The sequence below is a fragment of the Flavobacterium sp. GP15 genome, from assembly GCF_014281985.1.
GTDB lineage: Bacteria > Bacteroidota > Bacteroidia > Flavobacteriales > Flavobacteriaceae > Flavobacterium > Flavobacterium pygoscelis.
This window is the reverse complement of record NZ_JACFTC010000006.1, coordinates 112,238-133,012: the sequence shown is the minus strand read 5'-3', so window position 1 is coordinate 133,012 and position 20,775 is coordinate 112,238. Positions and strand designations below refer to the sequence as shown.

Genomic DNA, 20,775 nt, shown 5'->3' with positions numbered 1-20,775 from the left:
GCTTATTTATGAATTATAATTATCTCTAAAATAAATATTACTTTTATTAATTATTCCATAGTAGGATAATCTGTATATCCCTTTTCTGTCGGCGTATAAAAAGTATTTTGATCCGCTGTACTTAACGGAGCATCGTTTTCAAAACGAGCGACTAAGTCTGGATTAGCGATGAACGGAACTCCATAAGCAACAAGATCAGCATATCCTTCTTCAAGAACTTTACTACCTGTTTCTTTTGTAAAACCTTTATTAATAATTAAGGTCCCGTTATAAAAAGGTCTGAAATGTTTTGCGACTTCATTGACTGCATAAGGAACGTCTTCTACAGGTGTAAATGGTTCCGTCAAATGAACGTAAGCTAAGCCGTAATCGTTCAAGCGATTCACAATATATTCGTGTGTTGGAATAGTATCTTTATCCAACATCATTCCTTGCGCATTGTGTAAGCTAGGATTGAGTCGAACTCCAACTTTAGTATAGTCGATAACCCCTTTAAATGCATCTAAAATATCAAATAAAATTCGGGCTTTATTTTCCATCGAACCGCCATAATTATCTGTACGATGATTAGAATATCCGTTAAAAAACTGATGTAATAAATATCCGTTTGCAGCATGCAATTCTACACCATCAAAACCTGCACTCATAGCATTTTTTGCGCCATTTGCAAAATCTAAAACAGTTTGCTTAATATCTTCAATCGTCATTTCTTTTGGCACAACGGTATCTACAAAACCATCGTTTGTATATGCTTTTGCAAATGGATTAATAGCAGAAGGAGCATGTGGTAATTCGCCATCATGCAAATCTGGATGTGATAGCCTTCCGGTATGCCAAAGTTGAGCAAATATTTTTCCTCCTTTATCATGTACCGCTTTGGTAACTAATTTCCAGCCTTCAGTTTGTGCTTCGCTATAGATTCCAGGTACATTAATAAAGCCAACCGCTTTGGTGCTTACAAAAGTTCCTTCGGTTATAATTAATCCCGCTGTTGCTCTTTGTTCGTAATATTTTGCAGTAAGTGCGGTAGCAACGTTTCCTTCATTATTAGAACGACTTCGAGTCATTGGCGCCATTACTATTCGATTATTCAAAACGATATTCCCTAACGTGTAAGGTTGAAATAAAATTGATTTGCTCATGTTTTTTTTAATTAAAAATTAATGATTTATATGTTTTTTTTTTAGCAATTAGCGCTAAGAAAAGCCATAACAGACTGAATGTCTTCATTATCCTTATCTTTTAGAAAGAAATCGTCATAATTATCTGATTTTACCGCAATTGAGAACACTTTAGAGAAAGGAAACAAATTTCTTATCTTAGCTTGATCCATATCGACTGCTAAATCCATATTTTGAGACCATAAAATTAGTATGACTTTACCAGTTGTCACTTTCTTAATTTTTTGGATCAACTCCTCTTCATAAAAAAAAGAGTCCGAAAATAAAATAACATCTGCTTCCCAACTCGCATCGATAGGACAATTTACTATTTCTATAGTACTGTTAGGATTTTCTGAATGCATTTTTAAATAGACTTCATTTAACAAAATAGCATCAGTATCAAAAAGTAGTACGGTGTGATACTGCGCAATTTTTGTTGCTAATAAAATAATATTAGCTTTTGAAAGTCCTATTACTGCAACTGTTTTTCTTTGTGGCATCGGCTGCAATTTACAGTACAAATTTAGGACTGTTGCAGTATACTTTACGTTGATCTAACACAAGAAATTCTATTGATTTAAGTCAAGAAAATTACAATCGATTGCTAATTTGTTTTCTTACCCGACTCAATGTTTCTGGTTTTAACCCAAGATAAGAAGCAATCATGTGTTGCGGAACTCTTTTGATTATTCCAGGATAAGCGATTCCTAATTTAATGTATTTTTCTTCGGCAGTTTCAGTTAATGCCGAGTTTATTCTTGCTTGATTAGCGATATAGGCATTTTGCAACAACAAGCGTTGGTATCTTTCAAACATTGGGATTTTCTCCATTAACGCTTCTCTTGCTTCGGTAGTAAATAAAAGCAGTTCACAGTCCTCAAGCGCTTCGATAGTATAAATAGAATTCGTATTCGTCAAAAAACTAGATAAATCTGTAATCCACCAACCTTCAATAGCAAACTGAACAATATGTTCGTTTCCTTTTTCATCTATAAAAAAGGAGCGCATAATTCCTTTTTCTACAAACGCATTGTAAATACAGATATCACCTTCTTGCAATAAAGTTTGTTTTTTACGCAACTTCTTAGGGATGAAAAAAGTTTTACAAACCTCCATTTCGTCCTGCGTCAACGTAACTTTTTCCTGAATACTTTTGAATAATTGTTCAAACATAGCGGCAAGATAGTAAATACTCTAGAGCCTTATCAAAATATTAATATCAAAAAAAGTAAAACCTTTAATAACTATTCATAAATCTAAAAATGGAAATATCCATAAATCAAAATATCTGATTATCTTTGTCAAGTCTAATTTTTAACACACAAATGAAACCGAACACACAACAATTAAACGATTTAACTATCCAAGTACGAAGAGATATTCTTCGAATGGTACACGCAGTCAACTCAGGTCACCCAGGTGGTTCACTAGGCTGTACTGAATTTCTTGTAACCTTATATCAAAATATAATGGAGCGCAAGGAAGGTTTTGAAATGGATGGTATTGGAGAAGATCTTTTCTTTCTTTCAAACGGGCATATATCTCCTGTATTTTACAGTGTTTTAGCAAGAAGCGGATATTTTCCAGTTTCTGAATTAGCCACTTTTCGTTTGATCAATTCAAGATTACAAGGTCATCCAACTACTCATGACAGTTTACCAGGAATAAGAATGGCTTCTGGTTCTCTTGGACAAGGATTGTCAGTTTCTATTGGAGCTGCACAAGCTAAAAAACTAAATGGTGACAACCATATCATTTACACGCTACTTGGTGATGGTGAATTACAAGAAGGTCAAAACTGGGAAGCAATTATGTATGCTTCTGCAAAAAAAGTAGACAATCTAATCGCTACAATTGATTTAAACGGAAAACAAATTGACGGTCCTACTGACGAAGTTTTAGCCATGGGAAGTATCAGAGCTAAATTTGAAGCTTTTGACTGGGATGTTTTAGAAATTAAAAAAGGAAACGATATAGAGGCTATTATTGCTGGTTTGAACGATGCAAAATCAAGAACTGGAAAAGGAAAACCAGTTTGTATTTTATTGCATACTGAAATGGGTAATGGAGTAGATTTTATGATGAATACTCATGCTTGGCATGGTAAAGCACCCAATGATACACAACTAGAAATTGCTTTAGCTCAAAACTATAATGTTGGAGGCAATTCAGATTATTAGAATCCCCTTTTAGCCTTCCGCTACGGCGAGAGGAATAAAAAAAAATTACTTAAAAATATAAAACCCTATTTACCCTAAATAGGAATCCCCTGCCACGGCGGGGTTTAAGGGAGGAAAAATGAAAAAATATACAAATACAGGAAGTAAAGATACGCGTTCAGGTTTTGGCGCGGGAATGACAGAATTAGGTCAGAAAAACGAAAATGTGGTAGCACTTTGTGCCGATTTAATTGGATCATTAAAATTTGATGATTTCAAGAAAAATCATCCAGAGCGTTTTTTCCAAATTGGAATTGCAGAAGCAAATATGATTGGAATCGCAGCAGGATTAACCATTGGTGGTAAAATTCCATTTACTGGAACTTTCGCTAACTTTTCTACAGGAAGAGTCTATGACCAAATTCGTCAATCAATAGCCTATTCAGAAAAAAATGTGAAAATTTGTGCGTCACACGCAGGATTAACATTAGGAGAAGATGGTGCAACTCATCAAATTCTTGAAGATATCGGATTAATGAAAATGTTACCAGGAATGACTGTAATCAATACTTGCGATTACAATCAAACCAAAGCAGCAACGCTTGCACTTGCAGATCATCATGGTCCAGCCTACTTGCGTTTTGGACGTCCTGTAGTACCTAATTTCATGCCATCAGACGAACCTTTTGTAATTGGAAAAGCAATTGTTTTAACAGAAGGAACAGATGTAACTATTGTTGCAACAGGTCATTTAGTTTGGGAAGCATTAATTGCAGCTGAAGCATTAGAAGTACAAGGAATTTCTGCTGAAGTAATTAATATTCACACCATTAAACCACTTGATGAAGAAGCAATTCTAAAATCATTAGCTAAAACAAAATGTATTGTTACTGCTGAAGAGCACAACATTCTTGGTGGTCTTGGCGAAAGCATCTCTAGAGTATTAGCATTAAACGACCCAGCTCCACAAGAGTTTGTTGCTGTAAATGATAGTTTTGGAGAATCTGGAACACCAGAACAATTAATGGAAAAATACAAATTGAACAATCAAGCAATTGTTGAAGCTGTAGAAAAAGTAATGAAAAGAAAATAATTTTTTCATCTTAAAACAAAAAAAATCCAGTTCTTACGAACTGGATTTTTTGTTTACTATTACCTTATTAATTAATTACATTTTATCAAATGTCTTTTTATTCTTGCTGGATCAGTTGCCTTTCCATCACAACCAGGAATTAAATTAAAAGAATATAATTTACCAGAAGGATCTGTTATCTCTTTGCGAGTACTAATTCCGTCGCCATCATCATCGGTATCTAAAAAGTCAGGTATTCCATCTTTATCAGTATCATCAGGATTTATAGCACCATCAGGTAATTCTGCTTTAGTCCACATATAACCATCCCCATCTAAGTCTTCCTGAAAAGACATAATTCCGTCAGGTATAGGAACAGCAACTTGACCAATATTTTGATATTCATGATCCAAACGTTGCATTCCTAAAAGTTTAAAACTAAATACTAACGGAGAATAAGCTGGAATACTAGCATTTGCTGAATTATAATAAGCCAAACCAGAAGGTATAAACATTACCCCTGCACCAAAATCAGAATATGTGACAGTACCATCATCTTTAAGGGCACTATTACCTGTTTTAAATTGCGGAAAAACTTCTTTCCAACCTCTAATGTAACCAAATAAATTAGCTCGTTGCGGTTCGTATATAAATTCTTCAAATTTAGTTGACGTTTGATTTGTAACACCATTTACGACATCATTCCCTAAATATTCTCCTCTATAAGTGGTAAATACCTCATCCACATTTGTTGGAGATTCGCCAACACCCTCTCTTAAAACTAAGTAATACAGCTTATACACGATATTATGTAATTTCACTTCGCGATTAAGTAATTTAGGAAAAGAGGCATTATCTTTATACGACCATATAGAAGGTTGTGCAACTCCTGCTGGGATCTTTTTTATTGTTACGTCTTGATCTACTGTAACCTCTATATAATTCTCTTTTAAATATTTCTCAATATCATTTAGTTCAGTCGCATACTGCTTTGCATAATCTCGAGGAGGTATTATTTCAGGATTACTATTATTATCCTTAGAACATGAAAATAAAGACACGGTTGTAATTAATAAAATAAAATAATACTTAAATTTGTTCATTATAGCTAATTTTTTTAAGTGCGCAAGATACAATATTGATTGATTTTTGTAAACTATTTAACTCGGATTTTAGAAAATTTATGAGAATAGATAAATATTTATGGTGTGTTCGGTACTACAAGACCAGAAACATGGTAACTGAAGCTTGCAAAAAGAATCATGTAACCGTAAATGGACTCGTCGCCAAACCATCAAAAGAAGTGTTTCCTACGGACAAAATTACTTTTAGAAAGGATCAAATCACACAAATTATCACCGTATTGGATATTCCTGAAAATCGTCTAGGAGCAAAACTAGTAGATATGTATAGAAGAAATGATACACCTCCAGAAGTTTATCAGCATTTAGAGCTTCTTAAATTATCCAAAGAACATTATCGTAAAAATGGAACTGGTAGACCAACAAAAAAAGACCGAAGAGATATAGACGAATTTGGAAATGAAATTATTACCGAGGAAGAAGATTAAGTCTAAGTTCTAATTTTTAAAAAAACATCAAAGAAAAAATATAATGAGCAAAAATATTATTTTAACACACCAGGAAATAGAACATAAAATAAGAAGAATTGCCTACCAAATTTACGAAACCTTTGTAGATGAAGAAGAAATTGTTATTGCAGGAATTGCGAGTAACGGTTATATATTTGCAAAAAAGATAGCCACAGCTTTAGAAGCCATTTCTCCTATAAAAGTTTCAATATGCAAAGTGCAAATTAATAAGCAAAACCCACAATTGCCTATTGAAACCTCCTTAACACAACAAGAATATGCCAATAAAGGACTAATACTAGTTGATGATGTACTCAACTCAGGAACTACCTTAATATATGCAGTAAGACACTTTATAGACGTTCCTTTAAAGAAATTTAAAACTGCAGTTTTAGTAGATAGAAATCACAAAAAATATCCTGTAAAGGCAGATTTTAAAGGAATATCTTTATCAACTTCATTATTAGAACACGTACAAGTAGTATTTGACGAAGACGGTAGTAGTCACGCTTACTTAAGCTAACACACACATTACATCAAGCACAACCTGATCAATGGTTTTATTATCTACTACAACCTTATAATTTGCTTGATTGTAGTAAAAACTTCTTTCAAAGAGATGCATTGCAATAAACTCCTTCATTTCCACATCACTTTTGTTGGCGATAAGGGGTCTTTTGCTTTTATTAGAAGAAAGTCTATCATATAATGTATCGATTGAAGCCTTCAAATAAATAGAAACCACACCCTCTCCTATTAATAGTGTATGATTATTTGCATAACACGGCGTTCCTCCACCCAGACCTATTATAATTTCTTCGGGCGAATGCAATAACTCCACAAATAATTGATGTTCTAATTTTCTAAAATAAATTTCTCCGTGCTTCTCAAAGATTGTATTTATAGAAAGATTTGCTTTTTTCTCAATATATTCATCTAAATCAATAAATGCGATTCCGCTATCTTTAGACAATTTCTTGGCAATAGTCGACTTTCCGCAGCCCATATACCCTAATAATATAATTTTTCTCATGCAATAAAACCCTAAAAACTAAGACGTTAAAAATTAATGTAAAAAAAAGTCAAATTTATGATAAAAATCCTTGGAAAACTTCAAATAAAGTCCTTATATTTGCACCCGCATTCAAGCAAAGATTATATGACTCGATAGCTCAGTTGGTAGAGCACATCACTTTTAATGATGGGGTCCTGGGTTCGAGCCCCAGTCGGGTCACAATTAAGTGATCAAAACATATTTTCTTGAATGCATTGACTCGATAGCTCAGTTGGTAGAGCACATCACTTTTAATGATGGGGTCCTGGGTTCGAGCCCCAGTCGGGTCACAAAAGGTTGTTCGCTATGCGAATGACCTTTTTTATTTTTCGGCCACGTGGAGAAACGGTAGACTTGCCAGCTTGAGGGGCTGGTGCTCGCAAGGGCGTGTGGGTTCAAATCCCACCGTGGTCACGAATAATTTAAAATGCTCTTAAAAAATCAAGTTTACTTGAATTATTTTAAGAGCATTTCTTGTTTTAAAAAACACATTATTATGGAATATTTAGGGGATCATAAAGAAAACCTGTGGAGATCCCAAAATTAAAACTACATTAGACAAAGAAATAGAACTTTTCTCAAATGCAAAACTTAAAGCTTAACCATTGAAAAAATTACTTTTATTATTTATATTTTCAACTTTTTCTTTATTCGCACAACACAAAGGAATCATACTAGATCAAGAAAATAATTTACCTGTAGAAGGGGTTAGTGTTTACTTTAGTAAATCCTCTCCTCTAGAAATTAGTGATAAAAATGGAAATTATAATTTAATAACTCCTTCTGGTAATCACAAAAAAGACACCGTTTACTTTTCTCATATTGGATACAAAACCCAAGCAATCGTATTCAATAAATTAAAAGAAAACAATTTTACTCTTTTTCTAGCTACGGATGTGGAAAAAATGAATGAACTGATCGTTTATAGCCACAAGGTTTTACATCCACAAATTCATTTCACAAAATTAAAACCACTTAAGAATAAAATTAGTTCGTTTGGTTCTTTATTATTAAATGATAAAATTTATATAATTGGTGGTGACGGCTCCTTTCAAAAAGATGCCTGGAAAAAAGTAAAATCTGAAAAACCAGATTTTACAATAGATGATTATTTGAATGAGCTAAAGTATCAATTCTCTAATAATATATACAAAGATAATTTACTCATTTATGATATTAAAAGAGACAATTGGGAAATCCCTGATCTAAAATTTCACAAAAGATCGTATCATCATTTAAATTATTTTGACAATAAAATTTATGTTTTGGGAGGAAAAAGAGTCTCTACCAACGGTAAATTTGAATATTTAGAAAACACCATTGAAGTTTTTGACACCAGCAATAATACAATTACTCTCGACAAAGCCAATCCGCACCAAGCCGTTAATTTTGTTTCCTTTACCTATACCAATAATATTATTGTGATGGGAGGTTCTACAAAATCAAATGATCAGAAACAGAAAGTATATTCCAACAAAATACATTCTTACGACTTAAAAACAGGATATTGGTATGAGATTGGCACTATGCCAACAGCAAAAGAAACAACTGGAGTACTGATAGGAGACAAAATATATTTAGTAGGAGGTTATAAGAACAAACCTCTAACAGAAATTGAAACCTATGATTTGATTACCGGAAAATGGCAAAAAGAAGGCGATTTATTTTATGGAATTCAGAATCCAGCACTTACTTTTTATGAGGACACAATTTTCATCTACGAAAATGGTAAAATAAGTACTTACGATATCAAAACTAAGGTATTAAAAGAATTTTTAATTAACTTACCACTAAAAGGGTCTACTTTATATTATGCAGAGGACAATTTGTATTTATTAGGAGGATTTATAGAAAACGATTACTCGACATATCCTTCAGACGAATTTGTAAAAATTGCAATTAGTGAATTTGCAAACACTAAAGTGAATAGATCTAAAAGATTATAAATTCATTTTTCAAGAAAGACAATAACACAAAAGCAATAGAATAGAAGTCAATAAGTGAAGAAAATTATTTAAAATAATTCATTAGCACAAAAAATTACATCGAAATCTTTTACAATTTAAATTGTTTTCCTTGTTCTGGAAAAATGATCTTCAATCCTAAATCATTTTGTTTTTTGATTTGTTCTTTAATTTTTAAGATGTTTTTTGCTGGCGGTTTTAGGTGAGTAATAATGATTTTAAACCCTTTCAAACTATCTTTTCCAGACAATTCTTCCAGTTTATGCAATTCATTCATTAAATAATTAGGAGTCAAATGGCCGAATAAAAATTGATCTGGTTGTTCATTTGGGAAAGAAACTTCGATAAACATTCCTTTCAATTGTTTGCTCTTAACCAAAGGTGCAATTGCCAACCATAAATTACTCAGATTATCACTTTTTTCAATTACATCGGGTCCAGTATCTCCCAAATACAAAGCATAACTATCTGCATTTTTAATTAAAAAAGCAGTACTTTCAAAAGGATTAACGTGACTTAAAGGAAATGCTTTTACTGTCATACTAGTATTTGTTATTGGTATTTCTTTACCAATATCTAAAGTTTGAAAATGATACATTTTTAATGGTTTTCCTGGACCATCATCTCCAAAATTGATCCATGTTTCATCATTAAAATAATGATTTTGCATCATTTTCATGCACCTATTTGTAGCGTAAACTGTTTTTGAAGAGTCTGCAGCCGAATTAATAATCAAACCAGAAACATGATCTAAATGCGCATGAGAAATAAAGTATCCTTTTATATATTTCCTTAAAACTTGACTCGAGGAAACTTTAAAAACGTTATTTTTAATTGCTTTTTCGATTCCAGAGTGTAATGTTCCCGCATCCAGACTGATGTAATCGTTCGTGTTTTCTGGAGCAATTAAATAAGCCGATAAATTTTTCTCATCTATTCCTCCTTTAACTCCAAGAGGAACTACTTTGAAAGATGCATGCTGTGTTTTCTGAGAAAACCCATTTAAGGAAATTAATAATAAGCACAGCAAAAAACGTTTAAAAACAGTCATGTTTGTATCTTTATATTTTTACAAATTTCATCTATTACAACCAATAAACGGTATTATATCGTTCTAATTATTGCAATACAAGAATTGTTTATTTTAATATATAAATTCAAGTTTATCATTAAAAACTGTTTTTAAAAGAAACTACATCAAAAAAAAAGCGTTTTGAAATCAATCAAGACGCTTTTTTACAAAATTATTTTAAGGATGCAGCTCTTCCTTTTTAACATATTACAAGAGCAAAATTGTAAGCCAAAGTGTGTAATTTTTACTTATTTCTTTCCTTTAGTAGCTCTTTTCAAATCATCACCTCCTGGAATTCTCATTTTGTCTGTAAGAATAGAAATTTCGTTTAAATCAAAATTACCTGTCAACGACATCAAAACAGTATCAGCATTTTTAGCGCCTTCAATAAACATCAGCAATTCTCTTATTTGAGAATCTGTAGTGCTCGATTTTACTAAAATCTTAATATTCTTTCCATTTTCATTTACTCGCATCAATTCCTCTAAACCAGCTGTTTTAATATACTTTTCAGCGGTCAACCTCATATCTCCTTCTACTTTAGCGCTTTTTGTAGTAAAGACTTTAAGATTATCCAGTTTTTTAATCAAGTTTAAGTATTGTTGGGTTTCTTTATCAGAAGCATCCACTTTTACTTTACTCATTAAATCAAACATTTTTTTATTAACAATAATTGACGTTACATCTTCTTGACCGTCAAATTTATCAAAAGCGGCTTGCGAAAAAATCGAACTAGAAATAAAAACAAAAGCAATAGTAAGTAAACCGTTTTTTACTCTAGTTAAATGACGTTCTTTTTTGTTGTATTCTGCTGTTACAGAAAAGTTTGTAATTATATTATTTGATTTCATTATTTATTTTATTTAAAATTAATTGTAATGGTTTTCTAAAATTTAAAACTCAGAAGTAGGATTGGGAACCGTCCTAAATATTCTGTTTTTGGTTTTTTCATACTCGTCAATATACTGTACACTTTCTATGCCAACATTTACATTATTTGATAACAAATTCAAAGCATTCTGAGTCGCTTCAAAAGCTTGTTTAGGATCGTCATAAGTTCCCAATTCATTGTTTTTGATTGAGGATTCAGTTCCAAACATATAAAACAAACCAATTCCTAAAACAACTACTATTGAAGCCGCTATAGATACCCAATAAAAATTATTTTTACCAATTCTTTTTTGAGTTTTAGGATTTTTAAAGATAGGTGTTTCTAAATTAGAATGTTCCTTTCTTGCCGCTTCAAAATGTTTAAATATCGAAACATATTGCATTAAATGAGGAGCTACTTCGGTAGAAGAAAAATAATTTTGCAATTCTTTTTCTTCTTCAATAGTAGTTTCACCCTCAAAATATTTATCTACTATTCTTTCTATTCTACTTAATTCCATAATCATGTACATTTTTCATAAATTCTCTTATTGTTTTTCTAGCTCTAGAAAGTGTCACTCTAACTGTGTTTTCACTTACTGCTACAATTTTCGCTATTTCTTCATATTCGTATTGTTCAATATCGCGCAATTGAATAATTATTTGCTGCTGTTCTGGTAATTGAGCGATGCATTTCTCAACCCAATTTAAACTGTCTAAATCTTCAATATTCTTACCTAATTCCGAATCAAAATCCTTGTCATGATCAGAATTTAACGGAACATTAGTCGCTCTCTTAGATTTTAATTGATCCAAACAATAATTTTTTGTCAAAGTCATAGCAAATGCTTCTACATTTCTATAAGTCGATACACTTGAACTCTTGCTCCATAACTTAAATAAAACTTCCTGAGTTGCATCTTCTGCTTCTTCTGTGCTTACGAGTAATCGCTTTGCTAGTCGGAAGATTTTGTCTTTAAACGGTGTCGTTATCAGAACAAACTCGTTTTGATCCATAAAAGATAATTATTAGAGAGGTTTTACATTCAAGACGATTTGCACTTCTTTTTGTTACAAAGAAGAGAAAATAAAACTAAAGTTAGTATTTTTACGTTTATAATTGATATCGATATCCCCAATATGAAAAAAACAGTCCTACTTACACTCCTACTATTTATAGCCGTAATTAGTTTTAATAGTTGTCAAGACAATGACGATATTGCTCCGCCAGCGAGCTTAGAAATCCAAGATTTTATCTGGAAAGGACTTAATCAATATTATTTATGGCAAGAATATGTTCCTAATTTAAATGACAATCGTTTTGCTAACCAAAAGGAATTAAACAGTTTTCTAAGCAATTATCAAAACCCCGAAGACTTATTTAATGCGCTTCGTGTAGATAAAACGATCGATCGTTTTAGTTGGATTGTAGATGATTATTTAGAATTAGAAGGCCAACTGCAAGGAACCACAAAAAATAACGGACTAGAATTTGGGTTAAGTTACAAAGCAGGAAGCAGTACGGAAGTATTTGGATACGTTCGCTATGTAATAAATAATTCAGATGCATCGAATAAAGATATTAAACGAGGTGATATTTTCACTGCTGTGAATGGTACTCCGCTGAACAACAACAATTATTTATCCTTACTATACGGTTCTAATGAAACTTACGTTCTTAGCATGGCTACGTTGAATGGAAACACCATAATTCCCAACGGAAAATCAGTTTCTTTGACAAAAACGGTATTGTCTGAAAATCCAATTTTAGTTAATAAAGTGATTACTTCAGGAGCACATAAGATAGGTTATTTAATGTATAATGGTTTTTATGGCGATTATGACATCAAGTTAAATGAAGCTTTTGGTGAACTAAAAGCACAAGGAGTAACAGATTTAGTTCTTGACCTAAGATACAATAGAGGTGGATCTGTGCAAACAGCCACTCGATTAGCGAGTATGATTAAAAAGAAAACTAAAGAAAAAGAAGTATTTGCAAAACAACAATGGAATACAAAAATCAATTCTTATTTTGAAGCTGAAAATCCTGATGCCTTGTTTAATTATTTTACCGACAAAATAGAAGATACTCCTATTAATTGTCTAGATCTTAATAAAGTATATATTTTGACCTCTAATAATACGGCCTCTGCGAGTGAATTGGTCATAAATGGATTAAAACCTCATCTTACTGTTGTTCAAATTGGCGATATAACTGTTGGTAAAAATGTAGGTTCGGTAACTTTATATGATTCCCCTACTTTTACTGATAAAAACAGAAACCCAAAACACCGTTATGCTATGCAACCAATTGTGTTAAAAATCGTAAATTCTGAAGGGTTTGGAGATTACTTTACGGGCTTAGTACCTAATTTTAAAGTAATAGAAACAGTAAGTACTTTAGGAAGTTTGGGCGAAAGTACGGAACCTTTATTAAGTGTAGCTATAAATAAAATTACAGGAACAGGTAGAATGATCAATCAAAATAAAGTGGATCCATTTAAATATATCAATGATTCTAAATCATTAAATAGATTTCAAAACCAAATGTATATTGACAAAGCTCCAGAAGGACTTTTGAAAGCATTGGAACAAAATTAATAAGACAATAAAGAAAATAATTAACAGCTATTTATTATTTAAATTGTTTTAAAATTCAAACTAAAAACACCTCTTTTTCTACTGAAAAAGAGGTGTTTTTTTAGTTTGAATATTAGCTTAGATAATTGGATTAATTGTTTGAATAAAATCCATTAGGGCCCATACCAACAGTAACTGATTTTAATTCGGCACCTGTAGAAGAAAATATTTTTACTGTTCCTGCTGCTGTAAATCCGTTTACATTAGCAGAATAAATTTTACCATCAATAACATTAAAAGCATAAAAAGTAAAATAACCGCCATCAGGAATTGAAAATAACGGAGCTTCACTAAAACTTGTAGCATTCAAAGCCATTACATACGCATTATTACCTACAGTATAATATATTTTTTCTCCATCAATATCCATATTTTTTGCGTTTTTTAACACAGTAGATTCAATAGCAGTTGCTGTATCATTAGTAGTATTAATTTTATACAACTTACTTTTTTCAGCATTTCCAGATAAAACATATACAGATCCACTTTTTTCCTCAATAGCGTTTACTCCGTTTTCAACCGTAATAGTACTCATTGCATTATTAATTTGAGGATTAATAACTGTTACACTAGTACCACTTCCGTATGCACCATTAGTAATGTATAATTTACCATTTGCAGTAATTATTTTCTCTACCACTTTATTTACAGCAATAACTTCTAAAAAATTATATGTTTTAGCATCATAAACGTTTACTGACTTCGTTTTTGCATTCGTAACATATAATTTTCCGTTTAAAACAACACTATAACGAGGGTTTTTTATTTGGTCAGTTATAGTTGCAATGCTTTTAAAGGTATATCTATTGACTACTTCAACAGTATTTGAATTGTTTACAACAATAAATGCTTTATCCTCAGAAAAACTTAAGGATTGTACAACATCTCCTAAAGGTTTGTTGCTGTTTTCTATCCCAAAAATATTGTTTATAACAGCATATTCATTAGAGATAAAAGATACAGAACCATTTGGTGTACCAAAATTACCTTCATTTAATACAATAACACCTTTGTCATAAGCGCCTAAAGGCATTTTATTTTCAGTTGTGTCATCATTACTACAAGAAGCTAATAATAAAGCACTTGCGAAAATTCCAAGAAAAGCATTTTTAAAATTCATTTTTTAATAATTAAGGGTTAAATAAAGAGTTAAATTCCTTCCAGGCATCAATCGGCTTGGTAAAGATTCATATATTTCATTCCAAAGATTAGCCACTCTAAAGCCAATTTTAAAGACATTTTTTTTACTGAAATTATAATCCATTCCTAAATTAGAAATAGTATAATCGCTTAAAATATTTTTTGGATCATTATCAGAAGTAGTAAAAACAGCACCTACAAACATAAATTGATAATAGTAATTAAACCTCTTGTAGGAATATGAACCAGCAGCGGTAGCTTTATGATAGGGAACATAAAAAAGTTGATTGTTATTTTTATCATCTAACGAAACAGTGTAAGAATAAGTTGCGTTAATCCCAAAGTTGTGACTATTGAAGTTCTTTTTCCAGGATCCCAAAGTTTCAAATCCATAAATAGAAACATTATCGGTATTAAAAGGAGACCAGTTTCCGGTGTTAGTGGGCAACCAGCGAATCATGTCCGTAATTTTTGAAGCGTAAAAAGTAGCACTTACATTAAAATCTTTGTATCTAAAATTATTACCCAATTCTAACTGATAGGAATTCTCCGGCTTTAAATCAAGATTACCACCCGTTTCCCAATAAAAGTCATTAAAAGTAGGCACCCTAAAATTGCGAGAAATATTAAACTTAAACTGGTAAAGAGAAGAGAAATCGATAGTTGTACCCGCTGAAAAAAGCAAAGGACTTTTATAAACATCCGAAATCTCTTTTCGAGCACTCAATTCATAATTCCATTTCTCAGTAATGTATTGTTTAATTAAAACACTAATACCTCCTACTTGTCTACTATTATTACCGACTCCAGATCCAAATGCGTTACTTTTATTGTAATCGAGTAGCGTATTTAAATTTATTTTAGAAGAAAATACATATACAAAATCATATTTTGCAATAAAACTTTTTACTCCTCCGGAAGTAAAGTCTTCCTCTTCGATATCATCAAAATACTTATAATGCTCTGTAATGTAGGCGAGTTTCATATTAGAAACTGATTTGCCAAAAATACTAGTCCACGCCAATAAATTTCTGGTATTAAAATCTTGGTATTTTGTTTTAGTAGCATTTGGTGAGGTTATAGAAAAATGACGTTCCCCATCATAACTCTCACTGTACAATTTAATGGTATTTTTAGCATCCAACTTATAACCAATGGCAGTGCTAAAATTAGTATTATAGAACTCTCCGTTACTATTTTTACCTTGTTTTCCAATAAATTTATAATCATTATCAGAACTATTTCTGGTAAAACTAGCATTAGTACTCCATTGGTTTGTTGCTGCGGTAACCGCATAAATAGTGCTTAGTGTATTAAAATCACCATAATATACTTCTAAGTTATTTTTGAAAGTGTTTCTAAATTTCAAATCATTATTTAAGTGAATTGTGCCTCCTATTGCACCACTGCCATAAACAACACTACCTCCGCCCGCTTTTACATCAATTGAATTATAGCCTCTTGTAGACACAGTGTTAAAATCTGTTTGACCTAATAACTGAGAATTAATATTAATACCATTCCAGACCACGGCAGTTTGTTGCGCAGTTGTTCCTCGAAAAGATGGCGATGAAACCATTCCTAAACCATTTTCTTTGAAATAAATAACTGAATTATAATTTAAAAGAGAGGTTAATGAAGATTGATTTTTACTAATAATAGAATCGTTCAATTTTAAAACGGACTGGGAACTTGAAAAGTTTTTAAGTTGCGTATCAGAAACCACTACTTCGTTGAGAGGTATTGCCGTTTTATTTTGAGCCAAAAGGAATTGGCTCAACATTATAATAGAAAGTAAACGAAATTTTTTAGTTGCCATAATTCCTGAACCTTTTTCCCGAAAGTTCGATATTAGTTATGAAAAAAGGCAGGTCTCCTGGCTTGCGTCTTGTTGTTTACCTTCCCATTCGCACAAGCGAACAGTGGTTTGTAGATAACAACAAGCTTTATAGCTTACAGTTGCGGGAACAGCTCAAGATTTTTATTTTATGATTGCAATTTTTTGATTACAGAATAATTCTGAAATCTAAAATCGCTAATCTTCAATCACTTGATTCCCTTTTAATGTGTTTCACAAAAAGCAAATACACAACCTTAATACGGCAACAAAGGTAAAATTTAATTCAGTTTTAAAACAAATTTGTAGAAACTATTGACTGGTTATTTAAATGAAACTAAAGGTTATATTGTTAATTACTGATTTTCAGTAAATTACAATTCTATTTTTATCACATCACCAAAACTAACTTTGTTATTAAACGCCTCTTTTAGTGGTAAACTAGCTATTTTACAAAGAATACTTCTAATAACACCCGCATGGGTAACAATAACAACTGGTGCATTGTATTTTCTTTGAAGTTCTTTTTCTAAAAAATCATTAACCCGATTGTATAAATCCACAAAAGATTCTCCGTTTGGAACAGTTACATTGACAAAATCGTTCATCCAGGGTGCAAAATTATCTGGAGGAATAGCATCCCAATTTTTCATTTCCCAATCCCCAAAATTCATTTCCATCAATCGATCATCTGTAATTATAACATTCGAAAGGTATTTAGCCAATTCCGTACAACGAAACAGCGGACTAGAATAGACAACTGCACCGGCTGGAATTTGATTTTTTATTGATTCGAATAATTCTAAATACGGTTCTAAAATATGAACATCGGATTGCCCATAACAAATTCCTTTTTCACAAACCGTTTCGGTGTGGCGTACTAAATAAACTTCCATAAGACAATAATTGAAATATAAAATACTACTTCACAAACTTGTTGGGTGGCTCCAAGACAATCTCCTGTATAGCCATCAATCCATTTTTGAAAATAACGCGCCATGAAAAAACGAGTGATGAAAATAGGAACTAAAACCAATAAGAATTGCCATTGAAAATAAGCTAATAGAATAAGTGGTAATAAACCAAAAAAGAAAGCACCTACCACTTCACGCCAAGTATAATTTTGTGCTATAGGTTTGCTTTTACTTGTAGCATCCTCTCGCGAATATTCATGAGTAAAAACAATAGAAATTGCTGCTAATCTACTCAAAGAATGAGCCGAAACAAAAATCAACAGAATTAGGATTTGATATTTAGTGTTGATGATCTCTACAGAAGAAACTATATCAGACAAAGTTTTAAACTTGAGTAAAAACAATAAAACTACCCCAATCGCTCCATAAGCCCCAATGGCACTGTCTTTCATGATTAAGAGTATCTTTTCTTTAGTCCATCCGCCACCAAAACCATCACAAACATCAGCAAAACCGTCTTCATGAAAAGCACCTGTAACTAAAATAGAGGCAATCATAGAAAAAATCACCGCTATTTCTACAGTCATTAAATAATTAAACAAGCTAAAAACACCAAATGCCACAGCGCCAACAATCCATCCAATAATAGGAAAATAGCGAGAAGCTTTGTTTAAATAATCTGGATTATGATCTATTTTTTTGGGGCAAGGAATTCGGGTGTAAAACATCAATGCTGTAAAAAATATGTGTATCTCTTTTTTCATATTAGTATAAAAATCTCTTTGCTTTTTGGCTAAAGCCAATTAAATTTTCTATTTATAATGCAACATATAAAGATGTTAGCAGTTTTATTATTTTTAATTTACCTCCAGATTTATTGGGACGACTCTTAATTTATTTTTTAATATAGCTTTGAACAAATTTCATCTTATCCTAAATTATTTGTTATTCACTCCAGCAGTTTCAAAACTAGCCATTTCATTCAAAAAAGCGATCGCCGACTGGATAATTGGAAATGCAATAGCACAACCAGTGCCTTCACCTAAACGCAATCCCAATTGTAAAACGGGCTGAACTCCTAGATAATCCAGTAATTTAACATGGGCTTGTTCAGCAGAACAATGACAGAAAACAGCATTTTTGCTTATCTCTGGATTTTTTTGATGAGCAATTAAAAATGCTACACTGCAAATAAATCCATCCACTAGAATTAGCATATTATTTTCATGAGCCGCTAACATACCAGAAGCCATTTGTATAATTTCAAATCCCCCAAAATAAGCCAATTTTTCCTCTATTTCTTCGGGTCCTGAATAATTAGCTACCGCTGCTTGTAGTATTTTTTGTTTCTGAATTAGCTTCTCATCACTTACTCCTGTTCCTAATCCTACGCAATCTTGAAGTGGAATGTTTGTAATTATACTCATTAAAACCGAAGCTGTCGAGGTATTTCCAATACCCATTTCTCCAAAACCAATACAGTTACTACCTGTTTTTGCAATAGCATCCACTACCTCTGCTCCTTTAGAAAAACACAAACGCAATTCAGACGCACTCATTGCCGGTCCGTGTAAAAAGGACTGGGTTCCTTTAGCAATTTTAGTTGTTATCAGATCGGCATTCGGCGGAAAATCATAATTCACGCCAGCATCCACAATCGATAACTTGATATTATTTTGTTTGCAAAAAACATTTATTGCCGCTCCACCTTCAAGAAAATTAGTCACCATTTGACGCGTTACATCCTGTGGATACGCACTCACACCATGTACTGCGATTCCGTGATCAGCGGCAAAGACAACAATATTGGGTTGAATTATTTTTGGTTCCAGAGTTTGAAACAGCTCTCCTATTTGTTGGGCTAGTTTTTCAAGAATCCCTAATGAACCTAAAGGCTTGGTTTTATGGTCAATTTTATGTTGTAATGCATCCTTTATTGATCTAGACTCTTTGTGAGTTTGCTTAGTTACTCGCAATGACTCTGGATAGTTCACTGGAACTAAAATCTCTTCTACAAAAGGAGCTTTTGATTTTTGTTTCCAATTCAGTTGTTGTAACATCGGTTGATTATCATAATCTGTTGCAGGTTTGCCTACGCAAAAATATCCTAGCGGTTCTATATGTTCTGGCAATCCTAATAACTGCTTGAAATGATAGTAGTTTAAAATCGAAATCCATCCCATCGAATAACCTTGTTCTGTCAAAGACAACCATATATTTTGAGCAGCACAAACCGAACTAAATTTAATTGCTTCATTACTTCCTACGGTTCCAATGGTAAAATCATTCAAAACCGAACGATCGTAACAAATTACAAGTCCAAGCGGAGCTTCTTGAATTGCTTCTAATTTTAATGCCTTATAATCTTCCTTTTGTTGTGCGCTATCCGTTTGATTTGCTGCTTTAGTATCATAGTCCAAAAACAATTCTTTGACAGCTTTCTTAATTTCGTCCGACTTAATCAGATAATATTTAGTAGCATCTGTCAAACCCACAGAAGGTGCCAAATGTCCTGCATGAAGCGCTTTTTGGATAACGGCATCAGGAACTTTATCAGTAGTAAAATGTCGAGTGTCGCGACGGGATTTTAAAATTTCATCTAAATAGGTCATCGTAATTTTTTTATACTCAATTATTCATTAAATTTCTAAACGAAATCTTCCCAAACTACAAAACAGTAGTCGTTGTAAGTTTTAATCGAAAACTTCGGAAGGGTGATCCTTTCTGAAAAAAGAGAGCAATTGAGAACCAAAGTATGAAATTCTCCGTTCTCCCCACAAGGATCAATTCCTTTTTCTTTTAGTTCTAATGCCAATTCCTTGGTTAAGATTTTCCCCAAATAGCTTTCGCCCATTATTGTATTGCAAGAAACAATCATCGTTTCGATACCGTTTTCGATCATTTCGTTAACCAATTTAATCCGATCTTGCTGCCACAAAGGCAAAATTGCTTTTAGACAAGCTGCTTGACATACTTTATCTTCCCAATCCTTATGAGCTTGTAAATCGATATCGCCAAAAACAGCGGCATCCAAATCATATTTTATTTTATGCGTTTTTAAAGTACTGATAAACTTTGCTTCATAATCGCCCCAAGTTGTGGGAATGCCTTCCAGAGGCAATTGCATTTTTTGGGCTTGTTGATTCAAAATTGACAAAGGCAATCAATGAGAATGGGATATTTGACCATTTTCGTTCATCATATTCAGCAATACTTTAGGGACTAAGCCTGTATTAACTGCCTGTATCATGGCATAGCAACTGTCTTTTCCACCACTCCAAGAAGTCAAAAAATTCATT

The 20,775-nt window shown here is 32.3% G+C and carries 22 protein-coding genes, 3 tRNA genes and 1 riboswitch; of the genes, 9 read left to right on the top strand and 16 right to left on the bottom strand.

What is annotated here, in order from left to right; translation table 11 throughout:
* Nucleotides 1-50: 50 nt before the first annotated feature.
* The 3 genes from H2650_RS12780 to H2650_RS12770 all read right to left on the bottom strand — a co-directional run bounded on the left by H2650_RS12780 (nt 51) and on the right by H2650_RS12770 (nt 2,336).
* Entirely contained in the window at nt 51-1,142 is a 1,092-nt protein-coding gene (locus tag H2650_RS12780; protein ID WP_188051204.1) for an alkene reductase, read from the bottom strand.
* A gap of 41 nt (nt 1,143-1,183) precedes the next feature.
* The gene (locus H2650_RS12775; RefSeq protein WP_188051203.1) at nt 1,184-1,663 is read right to left on the bottom strand and encodes a hypothetical protein; all 480 of its coding nucleotides are present in this window, start codon (nt 1,661-1,663) and stop codon (nt 1,184-1,186) included.
* 91 nt (nt 1,664-1,754) lie between these two features.
* Nucleotides 1,755-2,336: a Crp/Fnr family transcriptional regulator gene (locus H2650_RS12770; RefSeq protein WP_188051202.1), complete on the bottom strand. Its 582-nt coding sequence runs from the start codon at nt 2,334-2,336 to the stop codon at nt 1,755-1,757.
* A gap of 152 nt (nt 2,337-2,488) precedes the next feature.
* Between H2650_RS12770 and H2650_RS12765 the strand changes: the two genes are divergently transcribed.
* Both H2650_RS12765 and H2650_RS12760 read left to right on the top strand, forming a co-directional pair.
* Entirely contained in the window at nt 2,489-3,343 is an 855-nt protein-coding gene (locus H2650_RS12765; protein ID WP_188051201.1) for a transketolase, read from the top strand.
* A gap of 118 nt (nt 3,344-3,461) precedes the next feature.
* Complete coding sequence (locus tag H2650_RS12760) at nt 3,462-4,415, top strand: transketolase family protein (RefSeq protein ID WP_188051200.1); 954 nt, start codon at nt 3,462-3,464, stop codon at nt 4,413-4,415.
* A 71-nt stretch (nt 4,416-4,486) separates the two neighbouring features.
* On the opposite strand, the gene H2650_RS12755 is transcribed toward H2650_RS12760, so the two are convergent.
* Nucleotides 4,487-5,497 carry an FKBP-type peptidyl-prolyl cis-trans isomerase gene (locus tag H2650_RS12755; protein ID WP_188051199.1) on the bottom strand — a complete coding sequence of 337 codons (1,011 nt, stop codon included), beginning with the start codon at nt 5,495-5,497 and terminating at the stop codon, nt 4,487-4,489.
* 80 nt (nt 5,498-5,577) lie between these two features.
* Here H2650_RS12755 and H2650_RS12750 point away from each other — a divergent pair, with 80 nt between their 5' ends.
* Nucleotides 5,578-5,964 (top strand): RNA-binding S4 domain-containing protein, encoded by a 387-nt coding sequence (locus H2650_RS12750; RefSeq protein WP_188051198.1) that lies wholly within the window; start codon nt 5,578-5,580, stop codon nt 5,962-5,964.
* Between the two features lie 43 nt (nt 5,965-6,007).
* The gene (locus tag H2650_RS12745; protein WP_188051197.1) at nt 6,008-6,508 is read left to right on the top strand and encodes a phosphoribosyltransferase family protein; all 501 of its coding nucleotides are present in this window, start codon (nt 6,008-6,010) and stop codon (nt 6,506-6,508) included.
* Here H2650_RS12745 and H2650_RS12740 read toward each other — a convergent pair.
* On the bottom strand, nt 6,500-7,018 hold the full coding sequence (locus H2650_RS12740; protein ID WP_188051196.1) for a shikimate kinase: 519 nt from the start codon (nt 7,016-7,018) through the stop codon (nt 6,500-6,502). The two genes, H2650_RS12745 and H2650_RS12740, sit on opposite strands and share 9 nt — an antisense overlap.
* Nucleotides 7,019-7,146: 128 nt before the next feature.
* On the opposite strand from H2650_RS12740, the gene H2650_RS12735 reads away from it, so the two are divergent.
* The 4 genes from H2650_RS12735 to H2650_RS12720 all read left to right on the top strand — a co-directional run bounded on the left by H2650_RS12735 (nt 7,147) and on the right by H2650_RS12720 (nt 8,985).
* A tRNA-Lys gene (locus tag H2650_RS12735) sits at nt 7,147-7,219 on the top strand.
* Nucleotides 7,220-7,256: 37 nt separating this feature from the next.
* Nucleotides 7,257-7,329: transfer RNA gene (locus tag H2650_RS12730), tRNA-Lys, on the top strand.
* A gap of 41 nt (nt 7,330-7,370) precedes the next feature.
* Nucleotides 7,371-7,453 (top strand) — tRNA-Leu (locus H2650_RS12725).
* Nucleotides 7,454-7,644: 191 nt separating this feature from the next.
* Nucleotides 7,645-8,985: a carboxypeptidase-like regulatory domain-containing protein gene (locus H2650_RS12720; protein WP_188051195.1), complete on the top strand. Its 1,341-nt coding sequence runs from the start codon at nt 7,645-7,647 to the stop codon at nt 8,983-8,985.
* A 109-nt stretch (nt 8,986-9,094) separates the two neighbouring features.
* On the opposite strand, the gene H2650_RS12715 is transcribed toward H2650_RS12720, so the two are convergent.
* From H2650_RS12715 to H2650_RS12700, 4 genes are all read right to left on the bottom strand, one after another.
* Nucleotides 9,095-10,054: an MBL fold metallo-hydrolase gene (locus tag H2650_RS12715; RefSeq protein ID WP_188051194.1), complete on the bottom strand. Its 960-nt coding sequence runs from the start codon at nt 10,052-10,054 to the stop codon at nt 9,095-9,097.
* Nucleotides 10,055-10,323: 269 nt separating this feature from the next.
* Nucleotides 10,324-10,926 carry a DUF4252 domain-containing protein gene (locus H2650_RS12710; protein WP_188051193.1) on the bottom strand — a complete coding sequence of 201 codons (603 nt, stop codon included), beginning with the start codon at nt 10,924-10,926 and terminating at the stop codon, nt 10,324-10,326.
* Between the two features lie 42 nt (nt 10,927-10,968).
* Nucleotides 10,969-11,466 (bottom strand): hypothetical protein, encoded by a 498-nt coding sequence (locus H2650_RS12705; protein WP_188051192.1) that lies wholly within the window; start codon nt 11,464-11,466, stop codon nt 10,969-10,971.
* Nucleotides 11,453-11,962: an RNA polymerase sigma factor gene (locus H2650_RS12700; protein WP_188051191.1), complete on the bottom strand. Its 510-nt coding sequence runs from the start codon at nt 11,960-11,962 to the stop codon at nt 11,453-11,455. Before H2650_RS12700 ends, H2650_RS12705 begins: the two co-directional genes overlap by 14 nt.
* A gap of 123 nt (nt 11,963-12,085) precedes the next feature.
* Between H2650_RS12700 and H2650_RS12695 the strand changes: the two genes are divergently transcribed.
* The gene (locus H2650_RS12695; protein ID WP_188051190.1) at nt 12,086-13,546 is read left to right on the top strand and encodes a S41 family peptidase; all 1,461 of its coding nucleotides are present in this window, start codon (nt 12,086-12,088) and stop codon (nt 13,544-13,546) included.
* A 130-nt stretch (nt 13,547-13,676) separates the two neighbouring features.
* Here H2650_RS12695 and H2650_RS12690 read toward each other — a convergent pair whose 3' ends face one another.
* The 7 genes from H2650_RS12690 to H2650_RS15940 form a co-directional block, all read right to left on the bottom strand.
* Nucleotides 13,677-14,705 carry a YncE family protein gene (locus tag H2650_RS12690; protein ID WP_188051189.1) on the bottom strand — a complete coding sequence of 343 codons (1,029 nt, stop codon included), beginning with the start codon at nt 14,703-14,705 and terminating at the stop codon, nt 13,677-13,679.
* Between the two features lie 3 nt (nt 14,706-14,708).
* Entirely contained in the window at nt 14,709-16,544 is a 1,836-nt protein-coding gene (locus H2650_RS12685; protein WP_188051188.1) for a TonB-dependent siderophore receptor, read from the bottom strand.
* Nucleotides 16,545-16,573: 29 nt separating this feature from the next.
* A riboswitch (cobalamin riboswitch) is annotated at nt 16,574-16,837 on the bottom strand.
* A gap of 99 nt (nt 16,838-16,936) precedes the next feature.
* On the bottom strand, nt 16,937-17,458 hold the full coding sequence (gene cobC, locus H2650_RS12680) for an alpha-ribazole phosphatase (RefSeq protein WP_188051187.1): 522 nt from the start codon (nt 17,456-17,458) through the stop codon (nt 16,937-16,939).
* Nucleotides 17,443-18,240 carry an adenosylcobinamide-GDP ribazoletransferase gene (locus H2650_RS12675; RefSeq protein ID WP_188051186.1) on the bottom strand — a complete coding sequence of 266 codons (798 nt, stop codon included), beginning with the start codon at nt 18,238-18,240 and terminating at the stop codon, nt 17,443-17,445. Before H2650_RS12675 ends, cobC begins: the two co-directional genes overlap by 16 nt.
* A gap of 174 nt (nt 18,241-18,414) precedes the next feature.
* Nucleotides 18,415-20,088 (bottom strand): nicotinate-nucleotide--dimethylbenzimidazole phosphoribosyltransferase, encoded by a 1,674-nt coding sequence (gene cobT / locus H2650_RS12670; RefSeq protein ID WP_188051185.1) that lies wholly within the window; start codon nt 20,086-20,088, stop codon nt 18,415-18,417.
* Between the two features lie 35 nt (nt 20,089-20,123).
* The gene (locus H2650_RS12665) at nt 20,124-20,624 is read right to left on the bottom strand and encodes an adenosine nucleotide hydrolase (RefSeq protein WP_255462903.1); all 501 of its coding nucleotides are present in this window, start codon (nt 20,622-20,624) and stop codon (nt 20,124-20,126) included.
* Between the two features lie 15 nt (nt 20,625-20,639).
* The gene (locus H2650_RS15940; protein WP_255462902.1) at nt 20,640-20,774 is read right to left on the bottom strand and encodes a hypothetical protein; all 135 of its coding nucleotides are present in this window, start codon (nt 20,772-20,774) and stop codon (nt 20,640-20,642) included.
* Nucleotide 20,775 lies beyond the last annotated feature (1 nt).

Coding starts and splice junctions, on each gene's coding strand:
- H2650_RS12780 (WP_188051204.1), bottom strand. CDS start 1,142: ATGAGCAAATCAATTTTATTTCAACCTTACACGTTAGGGAATATCGTT.
- H2650_RS12775 (WP_188051203.1), bottom strand. CDS start 1,663: ATGCCACAAAGAAAAACAGTTGCAGTAATAGGACTTTCAAAAGCTAAT.
- H2650_RS12770 (WP_188051202.1), bottom strand. CDS start 2,336: ATGTTTGAACAATTATTCAAAAGTATTCAGGAAAAAGTTACGTTGACG.
- H2650_RS12765 (WP_188051201.1), top strand. CDS start 2,489: ATGAAACCGAACACACAACAATTAAACGATTTAACTATCCAAGTACGA.
- H2650_RS12760 (WP_188051200.1), top strand. CDS start 3,462: ATGAAAAAATATACAAATACAGGAAGTAAAGATACGCGTTCAGGTTTT.
- H2650_RS12755 (WP_188051199.1), bottom strand. CDS start 5,497: ATGAACAAATTTAAGTATTATTTTATTTTATTAATTACAACCGTGTCT.
- H2650_RS12750 (WP_188051198.1), top strand. CDS start 5,578: ATGAGAATAGATAAATATTTATGGTGTGTTCGGTACTACAAGACCAGA.
- H2650_RS12745 (WP_188051197.1), top strand. CDS start 6,008: ATGAGCAAAAATATTATTTTAACACACCAGGAAATAGAACATAAAATA.
- H2650_RS12740 (WP_188051196.1), bottom strand. CDS start 7,018: ATGAGAAAAATTATATTATTAGGGTATATGGGCTGCGGAAAGTCGACT.
- H2650_RS12715 (WP_188051194.1), bottom strand. CDS start 10,054: ATGACTGTTTTTAAACGTTTTTTGCTGTGCTTATTATTAATTTCCTTA.
- H2650_RS12710 (WP_188051193.1), bottom strand. CDS start 10,926: ATGAAATCAAATAATATAATTACAAACTTTTCTGTAACAGCAGAATAC.
- H2650_RS12705 (WP_188051192.1), bottom strand. CDS start 11,466: ATGGAATTAAGTAGAATAGAAAGAATAGTAGATAAATATTTTGAGGGT.
- H2650_RS12700 (WP_188051191.1), bottom strand. CDS start 11,962: ATGGATCAAAACGAGTTTGTTCTGATAACGACACCGTTTAAAGACAAA.
- H2650_RS12695 (WP_188051190.1), top strand. CDS start 12,086: ATGAAAAAAACAGTCCTACTTACACTCCTACTATTTATAGCCGTAATT.
- H2650_RS12690 (WP_188051189.1), bottom strand. CDS start 14,705: ATGAATTTTAAAAATGCTTTTCTTGGAATTTTCGCAAGTGCTTTATTA.
- H2650_RS12685 (WP_188051188.1), bottom strand. CDS start 16,544: ATGGCAACTAAAAAATTTCGTTTACTTTCTATTATAATGTTGAGCCAA.
- cobC (WP_188051187.1), bottom strand. CDS start 17,458: ATGGAAGTTTATTTAGTACGCCACACCGAAACGGTTTGTGAAAAAGGA.
- H2650_RS12675 (WP_188051186.1), bottom strand. CDS start 18,240: ATGAAAAAAGAGATACACATATTTTTTACAGCATTGATGTTTTACACC.
- cobT (WP_188051185.1), bottom strand. CDS start 20,088: ATGACCTATTTAGATGAAATTTTAAAATCCCGTCGCGACACTCGACAT.
- H2650_RS15940 (WP_255462902.1), bottom strand. CDS start 20,774: ATGAATTTTTTGACTTCTTGGAGTGGTGGAAAAGACAGTTGCTATGCC.